Source organism: Flavobacterium sp. 25HG05S-40, from assembly GCF_052654735.1.
Genome location: NZ_CP199750.1, coordinates 3,020,014 through 3,044,412 on the forward strand (window position 1 = coordinate 3,020,014; position 24,399 = coordinate 3,044,412).

General features: G+C 37.2%; 16 protein-coding genes. 2 read left to right on the forward strand and 14 right to left on the reverse strand.

Translation table 11 applies throughout. The features are described from left to right. Positions 1-129 precede the first annotated feature (129 nt). Positions 130-573, reverse strand: a complete 444-nt coding sequence (locus ACULEU_RS13140) for a nucleoside deaminase (protein WP_445453016.1) — start codon at positions 571-573, stop codon at positions 130-132. A 37-nt stretch (positions 574-610) separates the two neighbouring features. On the opposite strand from ACULEU_RS13140, the gene ACULEU_RS13145 reads away from it, so the two are divergent. Further along, positions 611-2,416 (forward strand): 1-deoxy-D-xylulose-5-phosphate synthase, encoded by a 1,806-nt coding sequence (locus ACULEU_RS13145; protein WP_445453017.1) that lies wholly within the window; start codon positions 611-613, stop codon positions 2,414-2,416. A 169-nt stretch (positions 2,417-2,585) separates the two neighbouring features. Here the strand turns inward: ACULEU_RS13145 and ACULEU_RS13150 are convergent, their stop codons facing one another. Next, positions 2,586-6,041 carry a PKD domain-containing protein gene (locus ACULEU_RS13150; RefSeq protein WP_445453018.1) on the reverse strand — a complete coding sequence of 1,152 codons (3,456 nt, stop codon included), beginning with the start codon at positions 6,039-6,041 and terminating at the stop codon, positions 2,586-2,588. A gap of 326 nt (positions 6,042-6,367) precedes the next feature. Between ACULEU_RS13150 and ACULEU_RS13155 the strand changes: the two genes are divergently transcribed. After that, the gene (locus ACULEU_RS13155) at positions 6,368-6,634 is read left to right on the forward strand and encodes a transketolase C-terminal domain-containing protein (RefSeq protein ID WP_445453019.1); all 267 of its coding nucleotides are present in this window, start codon (positions 6,368-6,370) and stop codon (positions 6,632-6,634) included. A 109-nt stretch (positions 6,635-6,743) separates the two neighbouring features. Here the strand turns inward: ACULEU_RS13155 and ACULEU_RS13160 are convergent, their stop codons facing one another. From ACULEU_RS13160 to ACULEU_RS13215, 12 genes are all read right to left on the reverse strand, one after another. Continuing rightward, positions 6,744-9,335: a T9SS-dependent M36 family metallopeptidase gene (locus ACULEU_RS13160; RefSeq protein WP_445453020.1), complete on the reverse strand. Its 2,592-nt coding sequence runs from the start codon at positions 9,333-9,335 to the stop codon at positions 6,744-6,746. Positions 9,336-9,423: 88 nt separating this feature from the next. Further along, the gene (locus ACULEU_RS13165; protein ID WP_445453021.1) at positions 9,424-10,758 is read right to left on the reverse strand and encodes a deoxyguanosinetriphosphate triphosphohydrolase; all 1,335 of its coding nucleotides are present in this window, start codon (positions 10,756-10,758) and stop codon (positions 9,424-9,426) included. Positions 10,759-10,812: 54 nt separating this feature from the next. Next, positions 10,813-11,202, reverse strand: a complete 390-nt coding sequence (locus tag ACULEU_RS13170; protein ID WP_445453022.1) for a RidA family protein — start codon at positions 11,200-11,202, stop codon at positions 10,813-10,815. 29 nt (positions 11,203-11,231) lie between these two features. Then, positions 11,232-11,684: a GNAT family N-acetyltransferase gene (locus ACULEU_RS13175; protein ID WP_445453023.1), complete on the reverse strand. Its 453-nt coding sequence runs from the start codon at positions 11,682-11,684 to the stop codon at positions 11,232-11,234. 15 nt (positions 11,685-11,699) lie between these two features. Continuing rightward, a complete protein-coding gene (locus tag ACULEU_RS13180) occupies positions 11,700-12,185 on the reverse strand; it encodes an RDD family protein (RefSeq protein WP_445453024.1) in 486 nt (161 codons plus the stop codon). Between the two features lie 2 nt (positions 12,186-12,187). After that, positions 12,188-12,412 carry a hypothetical protein gene (locus ACULEU_RS13185; protein WP_445453025.1) on the reverse strand — a complete coding sequence of 75 codons (225 nt, stop codon included), beginning with the start codon at positions 12,410-12,412 and terminating at the stop codon, positions 12,188-12,190. Between the two features lie 87 nt (positions 12,413-12,499). Next, the gene (locus ACULEU_RS13190; RefSeq protein WP_445453026.1) at positions 12,500-15,748 is read right to left on the reverse strand and encodes a M43 family zinc metalloprotease; all 3,249 of its coding nucleotides are present in this window, start codon (positions 15,746-15,748) and stop codon (positions 12,500-12,502) included. Between the two features lie 112 nt (positions 15,749-15,860). Next, positions 15,861-18,281, reverse strand: a complete 2,421-nt coding sequence (locus ACULEU_RS13195; RefSeq protein WP_445453027.1) for a ribonucleoside-diphosphate reductase subunit alpha — start codon at positions 18,279-18,281, stop codon at positions 15,861-15,863. A 202-nt stretch (positions 18,282-18,483) separates the two neighbouring features. Next, positions 18,484-19,461, reverse strand: a complete 978-nt coding sequence (locus ACULEU_RS13200) for a ribonucleotide-diphosphate reductase subunit beta (protein WP_445453028.1) — start codon at positions 19,459-19,461, stop codon at positions 18,484-18,486. A gap of 350 nt (positions 19,462-19,811) precedes the next feature. Next, the gene (locus ACULEU_RS13205) at positions 19,812-20,360 is read right to left on the reverse strand and encodes a hypothetical protein (RefSeq protein WP_445453029.1); all 549 of its coding nucleotides are present in this window, start codon (positions 20,358-20,360) and stop codon (positions 19,812-19,814) included. A 64-nt stretch (positions 20,361-20,424) separates the two neighbouring features. Further along, positions 20,425-23,820, reverse strand: a complete 3,396-nt coding sequence (locus ACULEU_RS13210; RefSeq protein ID WP_445453030.1) for a hypothetical protein — start codon at positions 23,818-23,820, stop codon at positions 20,425-20,427. Between the two features lie 340 nt (positions 23,821-24,160). Beyond that, on the reverse strand, positions 24,161-24,373 hold the full coding sequence (locus ACULEU_RS13215) for an addiction module protein (RefSeq protein ID WP_445453031.1): 213 nt from the start codon (positions 24,371-24,373) through the stop codon (positions 24,161-24,163). Between the last annotated feature and the right edge of the window lie 26 nt (positions 24,374-24,399).

A 24,399-nucleotide genomic window follows, 5' to 3' on the forward strand; every position in this document is an offset into this window, starting at 1 on the left:
GGTTGTAAATGAATTATTTGTTAGAACTTATTCCTTGGAAATTTTTTTCCAATTAGCTATAGAACGCTAAAATTAGTATAATATTATTTACGTTTGAAACTATTTTTTTGGAATATTTTTCCTGTAAAATTATTTGCGCTTAGAAGCAAAAAAGCGCACCATCAAATCGGAAGCTTCCTGAGCTAAAACACCTTTAACCACTTGGGTTTTTGGATGAATCATAGTGCCTAAAGTTTCAAAACCACGTTGCTCATCAGTAGCGCCAAAAACAATTTTGGAAATCTGACTCCAATACAACGCTCCCGCACACATTTGACACGGCTCAAGTGTAACGTATAAAGTACACCCTTTTAAATATTTTCCGCCAATGAAATTCGCCGCCGAAGTAATGGCCTGCATTTCGGCATGAGCGGTTACATCATTGAGCATCTCAGTAAGATTGTGGGTTCTGGCAATGATTTTGTTATCGATTACAATTACAGCACCAACCGGAATTTCACCTTTATCAAAAGCTGCTTCCGCTTCTTGCAAAGCTTTTTTCATGAAGTATTCATCGGTGAAAGGGTTTTCCATAAAACAAAAATACAATTTCAATTCGTACATTTGCCTTATGTCAAAAAAATTGCTTGAACACATCAATAATCCGAAGGATTTACGAAAATTAGAACTTTCGCAATTGCCTGAATTGGCCAAAGAACTGCGTGATTTTATCATCGATATTGTATCCGTAAAAGAAGGCCATCTTGGCGCATCATTAGGTGTGGTGGAATTGACGATTGCTTTACATTATGTATTTGACACTCCGAATGATTTGCTCGTTTGGGATGTGGGTCATCAGGCATACGGACATAAAATCTTAACTGAACGCAGAAAAAAATTCGACACCAACAGACAACTTGGCGGTATTTCTGGTTTTCCAAAACGCAGTGAAAGTGTCTATGATACTTTTGGTGTTGGTCATTCCTCTACTTCTATTTCGGCTGCTTTAGGAATGGCGATTGCGTCTCAATTGAAAGGTGAAAATAAACATCACATTGCTGTGATTGGCGATGCTTCTATCGCAAGCGGAATGGCATTTGAAGGGTTGAATCATGCCGGAGTAACCGATGCCGATTTATTGGTAATTTTAAATGATAATGCTATCGGAATTGATCCAAGTGTTGGCGCATTGAAAAACTATCTCACTGCTGTTAAAGAGGGTAAAAATCCGAAACAGAATAACATGATTAAGTCGCTGAACTTTGATTATTCGGGACCTATTGACGGTCATGATATTGAAGTATTAATTCGAGAACTGGAACGGCTGAAAAAAGTAAAAGGCCCTAAATTTTTACATATTATCACTACCAAAGGCAAAGGTTTACAGCAAGCCGAAGAAGATCAGGTGAAATATCATGCTCCCGGGAAATTTGATGCTGCAACCGGAGAAATACATCAGAAATCCGAAGAAAATCTTCCTCCAAAATTTCAGGATGTATTTGGACTTACTTTAGTTGAATTGGCCAAAAACAATGAAAAGATTATTGGAATCACTCCGGCCATGCCTAGTGGGAGTTCTATGAAATTCATGATGGACGCTTTTCCGAAAAGAGCTTTTGATGTCGGTATTGCCGAGCAACATGCGGTGACTCTTTCGGCTGGAATGGCAACACAAGGCATGGTAGTTTTCTGCAATATTTATTCTACTTTTTTACAACGTGCTTATGACCAAGTGATACATGACGTGGCTTTACAAAACTTACCTGTTATTTTTTGTCTTGACAGAGCTGGATTGGTTGGTGAAGATGGCGCCACACACCACGGAGTATTTGACATTGCCTATCTGCGCTGCCTTCCGAATATGATTATTTATGCCCCAAAAGATGAAATGGAATTGCAAAATATGCTGTATACCGCTTCTTTGGGATTGAAACACCCAATTGCGATTCGCTATCCGCGTGGTCGAGGGAAAAATGCCGATTGGAAATCCCCAACTGACTTTCAAAAGATCGAAATCGGGAAATCCAAAAAGCTTAAAAAGGGAAAAAAAGTAGCCATACTTTCTACAGGAACTATTGCCGATAATGTAACGGCAGCTTTAGCTGATATGGAAGACGAAGGTCATTTTGCACATTATCATTTTGGTTTTGTGAAACCTTTGGATGAAAAAAAATTGCATAAAATCTGTGATAAGTTTTCGACTATAATCACTGTAGAAGATGGTGTAACTACAGGAGGTTTTGGAAGTGCCGTTCTTGAATTTGCTGCCAAAAATGATTACGTAAACGAAATCTTCCTTTGTGGTGTTCCCGATTATTTCATTGAACACGGAACACTAGATGAATTGCAACAATTTTGCAACATCGATGTTGAGGGCTTGCGTTTGCTCTTTGCCGGTTTGCTCGAGGAAGAAGAAGAGGACGAAGACGAAGATTAAATAAGAGCAAGTTTATATACTACCTTTCTTATTATCTTACAACACACTATAAAACTTAAAGTTCAACTGAGTGGTGCTTATTATAAATATAAAACCTGACAGGATTTCCTGTCAGGTTTTATTATAGTACAAACAATGTTTGTACTATACCACTTTGATACATCCAAGATTAGTTTTTTATGATCTTTTCTGCAAAGTTTACTTTATTACCAGAGATCTTTATTACATAAACTCCCTTTTGAAGACCGCTTAAATCGAACGATTTTTCAACGTTTATTTCTTCATTTTTAAATTCATATATCAATCGACCATTGATATCCAATATATTAACATCTACTTTGCCAGAATAGTCATTAATACGGATATTAATTAAATCTTTGGTAGGATTAGGATTGATGGTAACCAAATAGGGAATATCGCTTGACTCTGAATTTTTCGAATTAGATGTGAATATAGCATCTACAAAAGTCTTAGTTTCACTGCATATCGTATTATTGTTGCTGTCTAATATTTCAACAAATACAGTACCGCTTGTGTCATTGCAATAGTTCACATAACTATTGTAACCCATCGCAATTATTGGTCCGGTACCATCATTAAAATTCCATGTGTGTCTTACATTTATATTGGCACAAATCTGATTAGGAGGCGGAATCAGTTTAAATAGACAAGTATCATCAAGCATTGGCTGCCATGTCATTGATAACTTCATGCAGTCACAAGAACAGAATGACGCTATTGTTTTACTTCTGGTTGCAATACAACCATCAGCATTGGTAACCGTCATCAAAATAGTTCCGGGAAGATTCTGCCAGTTTATTGTAACATCCGATTGGTTATTTGCTCCGGAAATAACACCTGTTCCACCTGTTATGCTCCACACCACAGTTTGTCCTGGTTGTAAAACTACAGAATTGTTGGTCGTATTATTATTGGCAAGGCTTGTGCATGCTGAAGTGCTTCCGGTAATTCCTGGAGCAGTAAATGAAGAAATCGTTACTGTTGTTGTCCCTAGAATTGTGGTATTGGTAGCATTCCGTAATGTTATTGTGTAGGTGCCATTTGTTGTAAATGTTATTACAGGATTGGTTGCGGTTGATGTTGTTGAAGCACCAGTTCCGTTATTTGTAAAAGTCCAGTTGAACGATGTTCCACAGATATTAGGGAAGAACTTATAGCTATTGCAGCCTGTTACATATGAACTGATCACATTGGCATTGCTTACTGGAAAATAAGACGTTGCGTCTTTTGCATCTATTAAATTAGGTAATCCTAGCCCCAGATTATTTCTTGCTGGGCCGTGCGTTGAAAAATTACAGGCATTTGTGTTAGTAGATGTTATTAAATTATTAGGATTGTGGATAACACCCAGTTCATTTAAGCCTACACCCAATGCAGCATAAAGTTTTCCATCGGGACCTTGTTGTATAGACCAAGGGCTAGTACTGAAACTTCCAACTAATTTTACACTGTTGTTTACATTTGCCGAATTGATATTGTATTGGTATAGCTTTTTATTGTTAGCATCTGTAACATATAAAAGCTTCGAGTCCGGACTAAAAGATGCTCCATAAAGTCCTTGACCAGAGTTATAGATAGGGACAGCAGTTGAAACTGTTCCGCTTGCTTTATTAAAATCATACAGGTGAGAATTAATGTTGTAAGGCGAATAGCAAAATATTTTATTGCCATTTGGTGCCACTTCAATGAAGTGTTCCGGTAAGTTATCTGCAAGCTGCAGTTCACTGTTGAAGGAAAGTCCAGAACTTGTCAAGGATAAGACAACCATAAATACATTTGATCCTTTTCTTAAAGTCGTTATTATCCAATAATCATTGCTATTGCATTTTTTAATAGCAGATATCCCAAATCCCCCTTTTACACATCCATCCGCAGCTGCAGTACTGTAGCCGTAAGTAGCTGGTAAAAGTACAGGCTGTCTGGTAACGCCCATGGTTGCCGTAGGACCAGAAGTATTTACAATACTGTATCGTAAACCTTCATCAACAGCAGCTGTAAATGGTGGTGGTAAATATAGGTTGGTGAAAATATAATACTCAGTAATTACGTTTCCTGACAAAGGTGGTTTTGGGACAATTACAGCTCCATTGGGATAAGGTGTATTATAATTAGGAAGTACTAATTGAGTTGAATTGATGGCATTGTGTAATTTATTCCAAACACTTAAGGTATTATTATAGAAAAGTATATTCCCATTATTGTCGTTTTGAATCTGACCGTTATATTGCGAGTAATGATTTGTGGGAAATGTGGGGTCGAATACAGGAACTCCTGTCCCAAACTTTAATCCACAGCTTGGACTAACATACCAATTGGAATCTGTATTATTTATAGGAGTACAATTGGTAACAAATATTTGCGCCGTTGAAATAGAACTTGAGTTTCCTGCAGCATTTACCGCTGTCAAAGTTACAGTATACGGGGAGTTTGCCGCACTAAAAGGATGGCTTGGGTTCGGTAGGTTAGATGTTGTTCCATCACCAAAATTCCATGAGTAAGTATTTGTACCTCCCATTGAAGTAAAATTGACTGGAACTCCTGCACAGGGGGAATAAGTACTTGGAGTAAAACTTGCAGAAACTACATTTAAATAATTGCAGGTTCCTGTATACACTATATTGTCTGCTGAAAATAATGTCGCTCTATACATATTGAGCGTATTATGCATTCTATTCTTTTGTCCTGTAGTAAATGAGTTCAGACAATTGTTATCACCATAATCCATAAAATTGTTGATTTTATCAGGAAGATTAGGCGTTTCGGAACAAGAATTTATGCCAGTTGAACAAGAATAATTAGGGCTTTGTACTGGAGGTGTATCACAGACCATGTCTCCTTCTGTGGCACAAGAAGTTGTGTTCATACCTGCACAGCCTCCTTGAAAAGTATGATAAAGACCTAAATAATGACCCACTTCGTGGACAAGGATTTTACCTAAATTATAGGTTGGCTGTAAAAAACTGCAGTTACAGGTAGGATCACTAGCATTACCAAAAACATTATACTTCATAACCACACCATCAAAAGTCAAAGATAAATTGGGGAATATGGAATATCCCAACGTCCCTGACCCTATTCCGTTTATGTCCTTAACAACCCAAATCCTTAAGTATTTATCTCTTGTAATTGCCGGGTCTGCAAGGTTTACAAGTTGCTGCTGGTTGGTATTGTAGTTGTGATTAGATAACGCTGCATTGTTGATATGAAGAATTCCCGGAGTAGTTTGGGTCCCTACACCTGGTATCATCGTAGTAGCTGCACCTGCCCTAGTTGCCAAACAAAAATTAATCGCTGTAGTACTAAAACTTGCATTCAATGCTGCAATCTGGCTTTGCACCTGAGCATCGGTTATATTAGTAGCAGGTGTAGCCGGATCATATACCACATATACAACCACAGGTATAGTCATTTGATAAGGTGGTGTCTTATTTAAGGTAGCTAATTCACGAATTTCCTTATTCATTAAATCCAATCTGCCCTTTACATCTGGGCTCGTTTGGATTATAGAATTTAAATAGTGGTCGGATAAGCAAGTTGGCGCAACTTTTTGAGAGTAACCAGCTAGTCCGTAGAGCATAAGACATAAATAAAGTAGTTTTTTCATATTGTGTGTGTTTTTAAATTATTTATTAAAAATAAGAAAAAAATTACGATATACATGGTTTTTATATCAACATATTGTAACCAAAAGATTTATTTTTGATTCGATTTTTAATTCGATTTCACAATTTTGTTATACGACACCGCTTTACCATCTGTCATTATCGATATAAAATGACAGCTATGAAGCAATCTTTCGTACAAGCTTTCCTTTTCCAGATGATGTTTTTCGCGTAAAAACTTCAATAGCACTTTGTTATAATTTGCAGCATTTACCCTACTATTTGTATTATAGACCGTGCTGAATTTATCCAACAAATTATTGATGAGTTGAAAACTCGAAAGTTCTTTTTCGATGACTTCACGACTTTGCTTTATCTTTTTTCAGACTCACTTGATGATGTCATCCATTTTGGCTTTGTAAAACCTTTGGATGAAAAAAAATTACATAAAATCTGTGATAAATTTTCAACTATCATAACCGTAGAAGATGGTTTAACCAAAGGGAGTTTTGGAAGTTCGATTTTTGAATTTGCTGCCAAAAATGATTACGTAAACGAAATCTTCCTTTGTGGTGTTCCCCATTATTTCATCTAACACGGAACCCTAGATGAATTGCAACAATTTTGCAACATCGATGTTGAGGGTTTGCGTTTGCTCTTTGCCGGTTTGCTCGAGGAAGAAGACGAGGACGATTAGAACCTTCTTATTTTATAATTATTTTTTTGGTAACGCTAAAAGTTTCAGCATCAATTTTTATAAAATAAGCTCCAGCTTGCAAAGACCCTAAGTTAACCTGAGTCTCATTGGCAAAATTTACGTTTCTTTTTTCCGTGATTTTTCTTCCGTTGATATCATACACTTGATAATTTATGATCCCAGTAAACGCATGGATTTTGATGGAAAAGATACCTGTGGAAGGATTTGGACTAACAGCAATTAAATCCTGATTTTGAACATAATCTATTCCGAGAGAGCAATTAGGTCCCGGAGCCGGAACGTCAAAACTTTCGGTTTGATCTATCGCAGAAAAAGTATCACCGGAATTGGCACTTAACCCTAAACCTCTTCGGGCAAATACCTCCCAAATCATGCAATAATCTTCACCTCCTGTTATCGCTTGGTCTGCAGCAAGTATAGCATCTCTACCATCAACAAAAGAAGGAGAACAAGGTTGCAATTTTAAGGCATCTATAACTATTTGGAGTACTTTATTATTACCACCATTTCCCGAATAAATATTAGGATTGAATCCATACTTTCCAACATAGGCCCAAGTCAAATCCCAAAGCATCGATGCCCAAACAGAACCCACGCCATGGGGAACCACAAAAGTATTGGTCATTCGAAAGGTAACCGGATTGATAGTCATATCGGTAGAATATGGAAAGTTTCTAATCCCTACATCATCTGTCGGTTGATTGCTGACATAGGTTCCGATGCCTCGTTTATCGGCTCCAGAATCTCCCGGTTTCATTTGCATCATCAATCCAAACCAATCGGACCAACCTTCTCCCATTTGTTCTCTATTGTCCAAACAATCCACATTAAGACTTCCTCCAACCAATCGATTGGTTATTCCGTGCCCGTATTCATGGGTGATCACTAAATTATCAAAATCAGAATCATTGAAAAGAAAACCCGAATCGGGTCTGCTCAAACTCACATTTACCGGACCGTTTTCAATAGCCTGAAGTAGGATATTACCAACCTCTTGTGTCACACCAATCACCGGAATTGTTGCATCAAAACCAAAGCCGCTAACGTAGAATTTATTAGGAATAGTATTGATTATGATTACAGCAACTGCACCACTTTCTTGAATGTTCACTAATTTATCATCATTGGTACAGCCACCTCTCCTTACTACCGCAATTTTTCCTAACAATTCCGATGCATTTAGTGCTACATCACAAGCATCTGCGCTATCATCAAAACCATCATCATAGAGTACTAATTCGGATACAATCGCATCAGGAGAAACCGGTAATTCTACATTAAAAAATCTGAAATTACTTCTTATTCCCGGATACGTGCCACTAACGGCTGAAGGCGCATTAATAGTGATTAAGTTTTCTTCAGGTTTTCTGTTCCAAAGATACATTTGCATCGTTGGGTTCTCTCCATCCAAAGGCGTGTACATATTGGCATTATTGATACCGCCACCGTCTTGAGCTTCTGCAAACAATTGATCCTGATCAAAACCTTCATTACCGTAATTATTATTTTGGAAATTGCCGTTTTCCTCATCAAATCCGTACTGATAAAACACATCATGAACAATGTTGTTCATGTAAAATAAATTAGTAATTGCAGCATTCAAATAAGCTGAAGGCTCGGCTGTATTTCCGGGAAAAGGGAAATCAAAACTTAAACTTGGATCTGTTTGTACACTTTCACCAAAATCCTGATCGAATGTATCTTCGTAAGCAAAAACATTGTTTCCTTGAGTTGCTGTGAATTCTGCTCCGAAAATACCATCGGTATCATGCCATCCAAAAGGAGATGCAAGAGCATTACTTGGATTCACAATAAGCTGTCTATTGCCATGATTGGGACTCTCAATGTTATAGGGAAACACTCTATACGAAGAGGGAACAGCTGAAAACAGCGATTCCATTTCTGGTTTAAAAAAATGTCTTTTGAAGAAGAAATTGCTTTTATGATGATGCGAATCGCTATTGAAATTACAAGATAAAATCTTGTCTACTTTCTTGAGTACACGGCCATTTACTGCATCGATAAACACGAGCCAAATTTCTTTTTTAGGTGTCTGAATTAGAAAAGACCATGACAGTCTTAAGGCATTAGTATCATCAAGAACGTAGGCTAAAGTTGCTTTTATTGGTCTTAAAAGTCCGTTAGACAGTTGGAACTTTGTGTTGTCTTTGGATTCGATGATGTCATGAGATATGACAGCGTTATAACCAAGTTCTTGTTTTGCTACTTGTATCGATTGTGTTACGTTAAGAACGGGAACACTCGTGTTAATTTTGTTTTGAAGATTAGGAACAAACTTGCTTTTTACCTCTAAAACTGCTCCGTTTTTTATCCAAACATTCGTTACAGTGTGGAAAATTTCTTTCCCTTGATACCGTTGTTTGATATAGAAGTTATTAATTTTTGTCGACTTTGAACTAGCTTTACTTTCGACAATCCAATCGGAAACATCGTTTAGGGTTAATCCCAATCGATTGTGATTTTCTTGTAAATAGTTTTTTATTTGTTGCTCTTCATTTTGGGAGAACACCATAAAGGGTAACAACACCAAAAGATGGGTAAGTATTTTTTTTATCATCGGTAGCAATTTTAATCAAATCTAGTGCTTTTTACTGTAAATTAAATTCAACAACTGTTAAACTATTGAACAGTATTAATTTACGAGACTAAGCCGTCACAATTTGGTTTAACTGAAGTGCTTTACCATCGGTCAGCATCGAAATGAAATGACAGATGTGAAGTAATCTTTCGTACAAGCTTTCCTTTTCCAAATGATGTTTTTCGGGTAAGATTTTCAATAGTAATTTATCGTAATTCGTAGCTTTCCCTTCGTGATTATTGTTGTAGGCTGTAATGAATTTATCCAATAGATTATTGATAATTTGGTAACCCGAAAGTTCCTTTTCGATGACTTCGCGGCTTTGGTAAATGTTTTTTACACTCAGCTTGATGATGTCGTCCATTTGGGCTTTGTACTTGCTTTTATCCGTTAAGGCAAAATGGAATTTCCCTTGTAAAATAGCTTCTTCATTTTCAATAAAAACCCGAACTGCATCATTGATCAAGTTTCCGATAGCTAAAGCACGCAAATAGCTGATTCGGTCTTCCTTGGTGGTTAAAGTCTGATATTTTGCAGTGTCAATCGTGTCTTTTACCAATTTGATTAAATACTCCAAAGCAAAATCTTCTGAAACCAACCCTAAATTGATGCCGTCTTCAAAATCGATAATCGTGTAACATATATCATCGGCAGCTTCGACTAAAAATGCTAACGGATGGCGCTCATAACCGATATCGTCTCCGGTTTTGTTAGCTATCATTCCCAATTCGGAGGCCACTTCTTTAAAGAATTCTTTATCAGATTGGAAGAAACCGTATTTTTTATCCGCGATGTTTTTAGTTGGTTTTTTGGGTAGACTTTCCTTCGGATATTTAGTAAAAGCACCCAAGGTTGCGTAAGACAATCGCAGACTTCCTTCAATTCCGGGACGCGAACTAGTGAGTACAGAAAATCCGTTGGCATTCCCTTCAAAATCGATTAAATCCTGCCATTGTTTTTCGGTTAATTGATCTTTGTATTGCTGACCTTTTCCGATGGAAAAATATTCGCCAATGGCTTTTTCCCCTGAATGTCCGAATGGTGGATTCCCGATATCGTGTGCCAAGGCGGCGGCGGCCACTATAGCTCCAAAATCGTTCATGTGATAGCCGTGAATCTCACGTAAATACGGATATTTTTCGATGATTTTTTTACCAACTAATCTTCCTATAGAACGTCCCACGACGGAAACTTCCAAACTGTGCGTAAGTCGTGTATGCACAAAATCGGTTTTAGACAATGGAATTACCTGAGTTTTATCCTGTAAACTTCTAAAAGCCGAGGAAAAAATAATACGGTCGTAATCGACTTCAAATCCGAGACGCGTATCGTGTTCTTCTATTCGCAGTCTTTTGCTGGTGTCGCCTTTGCGTTTTAGTGATAAAAGTTGTTCCCAGGTCATTTTGATTTAGGATTTTGGAATTAGAGATTTAGGATATAAAAATCAAATGCTTTTTTATTTTATAAGATGCTTTCTAGCTGTCACTTCAATTTCAATTTTCATCCTTGCATCTGCCAAACCTGCTGAAATCATAGTGGCAGCGGGTCTGATTTCTCCTAAATAGTTGTTTAGGATGGGCCAGCATTTCTGAAAATCATCAACATTTGGAAGAATATAAAGTACTCTCACAATATCATTTAATTCGGCTTCCGCTTTTTTTAGGGCAGCTTCGATATTTTTAAAACATTGTTCTGTTTGTTCTAAGATATCATCAGAAATGGTCATGGTATCATAATCAAAACCGGTTGTTCCTGAGACAAAAACCCATTCTCCATCTACTACAGCACGAGAATACCCTATTTGTTTTTCAAAATCAGAACCCGAAGATAGTAAGTAACGACTCATATGTTCCTTTTTGCTACACGAATATACAGTTATTTTAAATCTTTCTTCATACAAACACTATTCTCGACTCCAATATATTGTCCGAAATTTTCAGTAATGACATATCCCATTTTTTGATACAAACCAATGGCATCGTATTGCAAATGGCCAGTTTCAAGAATTGCGGCAGTGTAGTTTTCCTCTTTCGCCCAGTTTTCCAATTCGGATAAAATGGCTTTGGCTATTCCTTTTCCTCGATAATCTGGTAAAGTGAACATTCGTTTCATTTCGGCTACTCCAGGCTCAAATTCTTTATAAGCACCTATACCAACGGGAATTGCATTATCATAACAAACCAAAGCATTTTTCAGCAAACTGCTTTTATTAAACTGCGCATAAAAAGCATGGTCATCACCATCAAGGACGGCCAAATAACGGTCGAGTTGTGCCACTAGACTATTAAAATCCGCATTATCCGAAGTAGTTCTAACGAGTGTAAGCATTTCTCCTTTTAAGTTTTAAATCTGATTAAATTTGCGTTTTTGTTCGTCCAGCAATCTTTTATTGACAACATAGGTTTTGGAAAGACTATCGTGCCAACCTCTTGGAGGTGTTCCGATAAACGATAAGACTTCAAAAGGAATCAGTCGGGATAACGAGCGTATCATGATATTTTCGTAATGGGGTTTTTCTCCGTTTTCATCGACAACCACCGTTTGTGTGATAAATTTACCCATCGTTCGGGCGAAGAAAATTTCGAAAACATTAAAATAAAAAAGCTGGACCACCACTGCCAATGTGTATTGCGCAATATCGTTCTTTACAAAATTCAGCATAAATTCTTTGTTTCCATTGGCAACACTTATGGCCGACATGAATACCAAAACAATAAACATGATAATGACCTGCATTGTTAAATCAACTAACCAATTAGCGAGTCTTTGTCTGTGATTGGCTATGATTTCATCAGTTACCTTGAAGGGTTTCTTTTTTAAACCTTCCATACTTAGTCTTTTTGGTTGGCCAAAAAGAAATTGCGGGATTTCTTTGGATAGATATTATAGCTTTTATCACTTGGATTGGCAATCACACTTTTGATATTGATTTCATCACCAATTTTAAAACTGGCTTCGGTGTATTTATAATCCAAAAGGTATTCGCCGCAGAAATAATTCCCGTCTTTGTCCTTTTCGATGATGCCTGTATAGACTCCTTTTTTTTCTTTTGACATGGTACTTTTATTTGATTTCAAATGTAATTAAAATCAAAACAGCCATCAAGTGATAGCTGTTTTATTATTGCATTAAAAAATGATTGTTTAGTTTTTTATGAGTTTGTAGGAGGAATTAAAATCAGACCCTATTATTTTTAAGATATACATTCCCGATTGGCAACCGGATAAATCTAGTGTTTTATCATCACTATTAAAATCGACATCTGTTTGACTTAAAATAATCCTTCCCCTGATATCAAACACGTGCATCGAAACTTTTCCTATGCTGTTGGTACTACTTATTGTAAATATTCCCGTTGATGGATTAGGCGATATCATTAAGCCTTGATTTTCAATATCATTCGTTCCCAAAGTAGCACAAAAAGACGATATGGTTTTGGTAGATACATTGGTACAACCTGATGCGCTCACCTTAGTAAGTGTAATTGTACCTGGTAAGCTACTCCAGCTTATGTTCACACTCGGTTGGTTGTTTATTGCTCCCGAAATGGAGCCTGCCCCGCCGGTAATGGTCCAAGTTGCCGTTTCCCCATTATTTAAAAAAGTAGAATTGTTCGTTATGCTTTCATTAGTTCTCGTTAGGCAGGCCGTTGTACTTCCATCAATACTACCTGCTGGTGAATTTGTGATTATTATTGGTGATGAAGTTCCTAAAAGAGTATTTAAATTATCCCTAACCGTGACTACGTAAGTTCCGTTTTGCGGAAAGTTATATGTGGGGTTTGTAACGGTTGTTGTTATTGATGTGCCGGTTGTTGTATTGGTAAAAGTCCAGACGAATGAGTTTCCACAAACATTTGGAAAAAATTTATAGGTATTGCAAGCGGTTATGTATTTAGAGATTACATTCGGAGTATTTGGACTAAAATAGGCTGTTTCCTGCTTGGCTTCAATAGTATTAGGTAATCCTGGACCCACATTGGATCCAAACCCATTCCATTTTGGACCATTTAACGTAAGGTTGCAGGCATTAGGATTTGCAGTGGTTGCCAGATTATTTGGGTTGTGAATAACCGACAATTTTTGGTAAAGACCGTTAAAACTAACCATTGAGGCATAAATTTTATTATCAGGTCCCAACCTTAAAGAATTTGGTCCCACCGTCAATGAGCCTACTTCTATTCTTGAACCCAGAATATTTACAGAATTAATATTAAATTGATATAGGCGTTTTGCATGCATGTCCGTCATATAAAATAGATTTGAATCCGGACTAAAAGAGCAGCCCTGGCTTTGACCGTAAGTTGATGAAGTGACTGGAATTGATAACGGAATATAATTGCTACTGATTATTCCCTGCGCTTTATTAAAATCATAAATGTAACAGTTTATGCCACCATAGCCATGAGTCAAAGCCAACTTGTTGCCATTAGGGGCAAATGTAAGTTGTCCTTCAAAAGAGAATGATCCAGTAGTATTGACTACCAATTGTTCGCTGTTATAGATGAGACCTGTATTTGTTAATGAAAAAACCACTAAATAAAATTGACTTCCTCTTTTTAACATAGTTAAAATCCAATAATCATTGCTATTACACTTTTTCACGGCGGTTAAACAATTTAACCCAAGTGCGGCTCCGTCTGTAGTGTAATCAAAACCATAATTAGAAGGCACTATGACTGGCTGTTTGTAAGCACCCATTGTTGCGTTAGTTCCAGAGATGTTAACGATACTGTATCTAAATCCAACATCTGCTGCATTACTATTATAGGTTTGTTGAGTAAATATGTAATATTGGGTAATTAAATTTCCGGTAAGTGGCGGTTTTGGCACAATCAATACTTGATTGCTTTGACCAGTACCCGTAAACTCCATTAAGTCAGTACTGTTGATTTGAACATGTTGGCGGTTCATAATCTTATATTTATCGGTATAAAAAAGTAAATTTCCGGAACTATCGCATTGGCTATTATCAGATAACGTTGTGATTGCTGTCGATGAAAATGTAGGGTCAAAAATAGGTCTTCCGGTGCTAAAACTTAATCCATAACTGCCATCAACAAACCAATATGAATTCACATTGTTTATGGGTTGACAGTTGGTAACAAAAATTTGCTCTGAAGATGTCCGAGTCTCTCCTGCTGCGTTTGTAACTGTAAGTGTTACGGTATAAGGCGAATTCGCTGCCGAGGTATAAATATGCGAAGCAAATTGGGTGGTTGCCGTATTAGGATTGGCTCCCGTGGCAAAGGCATCTCCGAAATTCCAAGAATATGTTGTTGCCGTTGGAGCCGTAAAAATGGTAGCCAATGTCGAACTCGCACAAGGAGAAAAATCACTTGGTGTTATCGTGGCAGACAGTAAATTGTTCGAACCACAGGTTCCAGTATAAATAGTGTTTTCTGTGGCATATAATTGACTTCTTGAAGATTGTAAAACGTTCAGCATTCTTTCAATCTGTCCGTTACTAAAATGGTCTTGACAGTTATTATTTCCATAATCCATATAATTAGATAAATCGTCGGGAATCGCAGGAGTTTCCGGACAAGAGTTTGTTCCTGTAACACAATTGAAATTAGGCGATGCTACTCTAGGTGTATCACAGACTCTATCGCCATCCATTGAACAATCATTAAAATAGGTGGAACAGCCTCCTTCGAAAGTATGATACAAAAACAAATAATGACCCACTTCATGAGCTAAAACTTTACCCAGATTATAATTGGCTAAAAGATTCGGATTGCCATTGCCAAAAACATTATATCTCATAACAATTCCGTCAAAAACTGGGGACGTATTTGGGAACATCGAATAACCAGCCGTCCCTGAATTGGGTCCATCTATGCTTTTTACCACCCAAATCCTTATATATCGTTCTTTGGTAATTTGTGGGTTTGCCGTAGCCACTAAAGGCAATTGCGCAGTAGAATAATGGTTGGATAGCGTAGCATTATTGATGTGTATGATTCCCGGAGTAGTCTGTACATCTGTAGTATTCACTGTAGGAATGGAACCCGTACCATTTACTTTTGTCGCCAGGCAAAACTTAATTCCCGTACTATAGAAATAATTGTTTAATGCTGCCATTTGATCATTGACTTGAGCATCGGAAATATTTGTTAGCGTCGTTCCATCGTGGATGATATAAACTACAACCGGAATGGTAATGGAACCCGGTAACGGTATGGATTGGAGCGTATTCTGTCCGTTTTTGTTTTGAGATGACTCTTTTATCATTTGATTAAAAGATTCCAACCGTTGTCGGACTTCAGGAAAGTCAGTCGTCAAATCCTGCATCAGTTTATCTGTGGCGCAGGGCAATTGATTCGGGTTTGATTGGGCAAAAATGAACAAAGGAATTACTAAAGCGACGGATAGAATAAAGTTCCTCATATATTTTTTTCTTTTAAAGATACAGCTTTTTAATAATGGTTGCTTCGTAAAAAAACAGCCATCAAATGATGGCTGTTTTTTTTATTCTTTGTTCTTTATTCTTTTCTCTTATTTAACTCCCACACATTTCGCAATCATCCGGCCCGGCATTACGAGCGCGTTCTACCATGGCTGCAAAATCTTCGGCGGTCATTTCCCCATTTTCTGTAGGTGCAACCACCTCAACCGCTACCGGTTCTGCAACTTGTGCTGTTGGTTCTGCTTTTTTCTCGTTGTTCAAAGTAAACTTGATGGCGTCTACCGCTGATTTGGTTCTCAGATAATACATTCCCGTTTTCAAACCACTTTGCCAAGCATAGAAGTGCATAGACGTTAATTTGGCGTAGTTGGCATCTTGCATGAACAAGTTCAACGATTGTGACTGATCAATAAAATACCCTCTGTGACGCGACATATCGATGATGTCTTTCATGGACATTTCCCAAACGGTTTTGTACAATTCCTTCAAGTCTTGTGGAATATCCAAATCCTGCACCGATCCGTTGTTACGCATGATTTGTTGTTTCAGTTCTTCATTCCAAAGGCCGCGTTTAACTAAATCTTCGAGTAAATGTTTGTTTACTACGATAAATTCTCCCGACAATACACGACGGGTATAAATATTTGAAGTATAGGGTTCAAAAGCTTCATTGTTTCCTAAAATTTGCGACGTAGATGCTGTTGGCATTGGTGCCATCAATAACGAGTTACGTACTCCGTGTTTCACCACCTCTTTTCGCAATGCTTTCCAATCCCAACGACCCGAAAGTTCTTCGTCTTTGATATTCCAAAGGTTGTGTTGGAATTCTCCGTTTGCAATTGGTGAGCCTTTGAAAGAAGAATAAGGTCCTTCTTCCTTAGCCAATTCCATCGATGCTGTAACGGCAGCGAAGTACATAGTTTCAAAGATTTCCTGATTCAGTTTTTTCGCTTCATCGCTGGTGAACGGCATTCGCAATAAGATAAAGGCATCGGCCAAACCTTGTACACCCAATCCAACCGGACGGTGACGCATGTTGGAGTTTTCAGCTTCCGGAACCGGATAGTAATTTCTGTCGATTACTTTATTCAAGTTACGCGTTACGCGTTTGGTAACATTGTACAACAATTGATGATTGAACTCGCCGTTCTCCACAAACATGGGTAATGAGATAGAAGCTAAATTACACACAGCAATTTCATCCGGAGCAGTGTACTCCATGATTTCGGTACAAAGGTTGGACGAACGGATAACACCCAAATTCTTTTGGTTGGACTTTCTGTTCGCTGCGTCTTTGTAGAGCATATAAGGCGTACCGGTTTCGATTTGCGACTCGAGGATTTTCTCCCAAAGTTCACGGGCTTTGATGGTTTTTCTACCTTTATTTTGTGCTTCGTAAGAAGTGTATAACGTTTCGAATTCTTCTCCGTAAACATCGCACAATCCCGGACATTCGTTTGGACACATTAAGGTCCAAGTAGAATCTTCTTGTACACGTTTCATGAATAAATCGGAGGTCCACATAGCAAAGAATAAATCACGGGCACGCATTTCTTCTTTTCCGGTATTCTTTTTCAAGTCTAGGAATTCGAAAATATCCGCATGCCAAGTTTCTAAATAAATCGCGAAGCTTCCTTTACGTTTTCCACCGCCTTGATCTACATAACGGGCTGTATCATTGAACACTCGTAACATTGGAACGATTCCGTTTGACGTTCCATTGGTACCACGAATGTAAGAACCAGTGGCTCTAACGTTGTGGATTGACAATCCGATTCCTCCTGCAGATTGCGAGATTTTAGCGGTTTGTTTTAATGTATCGTAAATCCCGTCAATACTGTCGTCTTTCATGGTCAACAAGAAACACGAAGACATTTGTGGTTTTGGTGTTCCTGCGTTGAACAAAGTTGGTGTGGCATGCGTAAAGAACTTTTTCGACATTAGGTCGTAGGTTTCTATTACGGCCTCCATATCATTTAAATGGATTCCGACGGCTACACGCATTAACATGTGTTGTGGACGCTCTACAATTTTACCATTGATTTTTAACAAATACGAACGCTCTAGGGTTTTGAAACCGAAGTAATCGTAATTAAAATCACGGTTGTAAATGATGTGTGAATTTAAAAATTCGGCGTTGGCCTGAATCGCTTCAAATACTTCATCAGACAATAAAGGCGCTTTTTGGTTGGTTCTTGGATTCACATAGAAGTACATTTCCTTCATGGTTTCCGAGAACGATTTATTGGTGTTTTTATGCAAGTTGGAGATCGCAATACGTGCTGCTAACTGTGCATAATCTGGGTGTGTGATGGTCATGGAAGCCGCAGTTTCTGCCGCTAAATTGTCAAGTTCTGAAGTAGTTACTCCGTCATACAATCCTTCGATTACTCTCATGGTTACTTTTACAGCATCTACCAGATCGTTTAATCCGTAACACAATTTTTTAATTCTGTCCGTGATTTTGTCGAACATTACCGGCTCTTTGTGGCCGTCTCTTTTAACTACATACATACGCTTGTCAGTTTTTGAAAACAGGAAATCCCTTTCGCTATTTTCTGGTTATTTGTATTAATTTGAAAATTAGGTAATTTGAAAATTTGAAAAATGACTCTTCCATAAAATTCAAATTTTTATTTTTTTTTGAAATTCGGAGATTTATAATTTTCAATGCTTTGTACACATTTTCAAATTTTCAAATCTTCAAATTTTCAAATTAGAAATCAGCGTCGAAACTAATTTTTCCTGATTCCACATCGCTGTTCATCACACCGGCCTTTTGATATTCGGCCACACGTTTTTCAAAGAAATTCGTTTTTCCTTGCAACGAAATCATGTCCATGAAATCAAATGGATTGCTGGAATTATAGACTTTCTTACATCCTAATTCTACCAATAATCTGTCGGCAACGAACTCTAAGTATTGCGTCATCAAAGTAGCATTCATTCCGATTAAACTTACCGGAAGTGACTCGGTGATGAACTCACGTTCAATATCTAGAGCATCCGTTATAATCTCGGTAATTCTGGTTTTAGAAACTTTGTTTACCAAATGATGGTTGTGCAGATGTACCGCAAAATCACAGTGAACACCTTCGTCACGGGAAATTAATTCGTTAGAAAACGTCAATCCTGGCATTAATCCACGTTTTTTCAACCAGTAAATCGAGCAAAATGCTCCAGAGAAAAAGATGCCTTCAACAGCAGCAAAAGCAATTAATCTTTCGGCGAACGAATCAGAACCAATCCATTTCAAAGCCCAATCGGCTTTCTTTTTGATGGCTGGAAATACTTCCAAAGCATTGAAAAGTTGTGCTTTTTCAGCTTCATCTTTTACATAGGTATCAATCAAAAGCGAATAGGTTTCGCTGTGAATGTTTTCCATCATGATTTGAAATCCGTAGAAAAACTTGGCTTCCGGATATTGCACTTCGTTAACAAAATTCTCGGCTAAATTTTCATTCACAATCCCGTCTGAAGCAGCAAAAAAAGCCAAAATATGTTTGACGAAATATTTCTCATCAGCATTCAGTTTGTTATTCCAATCGGATAAATCTTGGTGCAAATCAATTTCTTCGGCAGTCCAAAAACTGGCTTCCATTTTTTTATACCAATCCCAAATATCATGATGTTTTATCGGAAAAATCACGAAACGGTTTTTATTCTCTTGTAAAATTGGTTCTACGCTAGCCATTTGAGTTTGTGTTTTTTTATTATTTTGAGGTGATTTTTGTTGCATTCTGTATGTTACAAAGATTGGCAAACGAAACGGAAAATGAAAGCCAAACTTATTCACAATAGCCTTTAGTTTTTAACAAAACAGAATAATTAGGTCAGATTTTTAAAAATCGTAATTTATTGTTTTTCAATACTTTAAAAAATCAAATTTTATCAAAAAGCCCTAGAACAAAGGCAAATAGGAAATTCCTTGCACGAAAATTTTAACATTTTCAATCTTCTGAAAAAAGGATCTTGAAAGCAAAAAAAAGCGCTGTTTTCAGGATTGAAAACAGCGCTTTTGAATTGTCTGGAAATTATAGAAATTTATTCTTCTCCGTCTCTGTCGATATAGGTTTTATTTCCGTTTTTGTTGATATAATATTTACCTCCTCTTGGCCCAGTAAACACTTTTTTACCTTTATAATTTCCGGTAACTTTGTCTTTCACATTCTTTTCTGCTGCTTTTGATGTAGCAGTTTCTTTCATGTCTTCTTTTTCTTCAGCAGCTGTTTTTTTGACTTTTGCTTTAGCTTTAGTCACTTTAGTTTTGGCCTCTTTAGTGCTTTTGTCTGCATCTTTAAAACGCTTGTCAACCGTTCCATCTTTTTTAAGTTTAGGTGCATCTTTTGCTGCATCTTTGAAACGCTTATCAGGTGTTCCGTCTTTTTTTGTTTTAGATGCTTTTTCAGCTGTTTTCTTGGCTTTGGTTTCAGTAGCTTTTGCTTTCTTTTCTGTCTCTTTCGCTTTTTTCTTCACATCAGCTGCGGCTTTTTCTGTTTTTGCTTTTGCTTTGGATTTTTTTTCTGTCGCTGTTTGGGCATAAAATGTATTTGAGAATACAAATACGAGGCATAATAAAATTAGTTTCTTCATGATTTTAAAAGTTTTGTTTAGTGAATTAAAATTAATATTTTTTTTAACACAAAAAGTATTCCAATCAAAAATATGCTCTCAATTGTACGTTACCTGTATGAATGGTTTGGCTGGTCTCTGTTTTACGTCCTTGGTAGTTCACGTTGATGTCTAAAAACTGCGTAAGATTCTTTTGTAAAAGCAATCGCCAAGTCAGGTTCTTTCCGGGTTGTAGTCCTTCAAGCATGGCAAAAGCAACCGGAGATAAAGCATCACCAACAAAATTATTATCATAGAGCGAAAATTCACCGTTCGCAGTAAATTTCTTATCACTGGCATACGAAAACGAAGTTCCGAAACGGCTTTGGGTTAGTTGTTCCGAATCGCCTAGCAAGTTTTTCTTGTCCTGAAATTCATAAAAAACATCGAGACTTGCATTCTTATTGAACAAATAAGAAATCTTCGGATTCAACTGGACACTATTTATAATGTAATTTTTGCTGCTGTAGTTTTCTGAAAACAATTCGGTTTCGCCCAGTTCTGTCCCCAAAGAAAACAGCCATGTTTTTTTTAGCAAATGAATGTATTGCACTTGATATAATGCATTATTACTTTCTTGCGAACCTACTGAGAGTAAGCTTTTCAATCGATTTGCAATAAAAGTGAACGTAACTGAATGTTTTTGCTTTCCACGATTGTAGAATAAACTGTTTCTGATGCTGGTATTGAATCCGAGCGTACTTTCATCAAAATCAGAGAACGGATTCAAATCAAAATTAGCACCATTCCGCTTGATTTTACGGTCGATTAAAAAGGACGTCTGGTTGTAAAAGTGGGACAATATCTTTTTAAAACCTGTAGCATTTTGCCAAATATTGGGGTTGATTGTGACTGATTGTGAGAATTTATTCTGATGGGTTTTCTGAAATATCTGATTGGGCAAGAATACCCTAACATACTTTGCCTGATCCGGAAATGGCGCTACTTCAAATTCCTGCAATTCCTGAATGCCGTTGTTGTTATAATCAATCCATGTGTAGACTCCCTGTCCTGGCTCAACCTCAAGATAGGTAAATTCCTGTTGCGCAATGGTTCCCGAAGTAGTTTCATAAGCCGTAGTAACTTGTAACAATTGTTTGAAATATTGATCGTTATACAATAGTCTCGAGTTTAACGAAGGCTCACTACCTCGAGATTCATCAACATATTTTAGGTTTCGGTAATTGACAAATAAGGTCAAATCGCTTTTTTTGGTTTGGATTAGTTTTGACTTTACATAGTAGGATTGTGAGGTATTCACTCGTTTCAGAAAACTGTTTTGTAAACTGTCGTTCAATCGATGCAAATAGCCTAATTCTACAAAAACTTTCGTACTGTCTCCTCGACCTACAAATGCACCGTATTCTGTAAAACGTTGGCTGAGTGCTGATAATTGTTGCGTTGCTACAAGCTTTTCTTTGTTATCCTCCAATCGTAGACTTGTTCCGCTCCAATTCTTTTTAAAATTATACCGAACATTGGATTGGTTTCGGACAAAGGTGGAGTTGGCATATGTCCCGTCACTTTTTAGATAACTGCTGTTTTGAAAAATATTCCAGTTTTTGAGTTTGAAGAGTCCATTTACCATGTGACGGCTTCCGGAGAAGCTTTTGGAGAAATCCAGCTTTTCAAACTGATAGGTTAGTTTTCCTTTGTCAGGCAAGGTAAAATTCAAACCGTTAATCAACAAGCTCTGATTGCCTTCAAAGGTGGTTAAATTCCAATCACGATTGAATTCGATGTTAAACAAACGTTCGATGGTTCTGAAATTTTCCTGTATGTATTGATAGTTTCCAAAGGCCTCAATCTGCCATTTTTTGCTCCACAACCTTTGTTTAAAATTCAGTTTCGCGGCTACTCCTTTATTATTGGCGTCATCCATCGAAGAGAACAAATTCAAATCGTTGTTACTGACACCAACTTCAAAATCGACGACCGTTTTCTCACTTGGATTGTATTTCCCTAAAACCGTTGCAATCTGAATTTTGGTTGGCGCAATTAATCGGATTATCGGTTCGTAATTCCTGTTTTCAATGGTGCTTCCAACGCCAACATACTGATATATTTTGCCAATAGCATTGGAATTGGTTAAGATATAACTTCCTTGGTTTTGACCTACAAAGGTAAATTTCACATTGTACAGTTCGTCATCGGGATTATTGGAATATTCAAAAGCTTCGCCACCTGTAACCGTAATCTTTTTATACAAAATCTTGTTTTCTGAATATGTATCAATATAAGCGGAAGGCGCATTCATTAGATTTACATTGTCACCGGCATTACTCAAAATCGCGGCTTGTTCTCCGGAGAGATTTTGCTGTAAAGGCTGATTCTTGACATCATTTTCAGAATACAGATAACCTCCCAAGCTCCATTTTTTACTTTCATGATTGGCTCCGGCATAGGTCACAAACCTAGTGTAATTTCGGTCAGAGTATTGATATTCTATCACAATACGCATTTCGGAAGTGATTGGAAATAAAGAGGTAAACGTAATTTCTCCGGCATTATAATCGATGAGATAATCGTTGTTTTCACCTCGTTTGCGCAGTATTCCGTTGACATAAACTCGTTCAGAACCCGAAATAACCAACACAAACAATTCGCCATTATTGCCCCGCAATTTATATGGCCCTTGATTTCCCTCTTCACCGGTAAACGAACTTTTAGCATATTGACCCCGAACCAAAGCCGCCGAAGCAAAAATATCGGTTTTGTTTTCTTCACCGCCAAAGGTAAAATGTGTCGAAAGTCCTTGCACTTTTTTGTTGAAATTCAGAAACCGTGATTGACGGTTTTCCAAAAATAAATCGCCGGCCCGAATATTCCAGTTATCAGTAAATAACTCGATAAAAATTTGATCAAACTCATCCAGTTTCTGCGAATAGCCATTGTCCTGTAACGGAATATTCGAATCCTGAATCGAAGCTCTGAGCGAAACTCTGTCTGATATTTTTCCGGTAATCTGCAAATCGAGATTAGACGTCACAGAAGCATTTTGATTGTTCCCGATGGTGACACCACGCGTAATGCTTCCGGAAGTATTCAAACCTTCAAACGGCACAAACTTTTTGACCGAGCGGTTTATTTTATAAAGATTTCCGTCATTGGCAACAACCCTATCCTGATCGTAAATGCTGTAGGTTTTGGTAAGCTGTTCGGGATACTTAAAGTAGCGAACGGTAAGGCTATCATTGGAAGTAAAACCATTCTTAAAATAAAGCTTTCCAGTTTTGAAATCCATGCTGTAAAAACTAGTATCGATTTCTTTGCCTTCAGAAGTTTGGAGTTTGAAGAAACTGGGACTGATACTAACTTTCTCCAGCGCGATGGCATCTGCAGCAACTGCTACTTTTTTAAGTTGATACAGCGATTTGATTTCCTGAGCTGAAAGCCCTGAAAATAAGAAAAGCAACATCCATAAAAAGAGTTTTTTTAGCATACATGTAATAACGTAAAAACCATTGAAAATGTATGTTTTATAGAGATTTATATTCCTTTACTCCATTTTTTCGGAGAAAGTGAAGTATGAAAAACAGCAATTACAATGATACTGTTTTCTTTAATTACATAGTGGATTCCGAATGGGAAACGAGGAATAAACCGAACTTGTACACTTTTATACCGTTTTTGAAAGTTGTCTGGATTTCTAGAAATTTCTGCCAAACCTGCTTCCAAACAAAGTTCAAAATCATAAGAGAGTCCTTTTCTATGCTCTTCATACCAAAGAATTATATCTTAAATATCAAATAATGCTTCTTTAGTAAAACTAATAGTAAGCATTACTTTTTTCTAACGTTATCAATGTGATTTTTTACTTCTTCTAAAGAATAAATTGCTGTCTTCCCTTCTTCCAAAAGTTGTAGTCTATTATCCAGTTCTTGCTGAATTTCAGGAGATAATTCGATGTCTTTTTTGGAAACACTATCCCAAAGTTGCTCTGCTAAAATAATCTTTTCAGCATTGGTATATTTAGATAAATCTTTGATTTCCATGTCTTTTTTAGATAAAAGTATAAAAT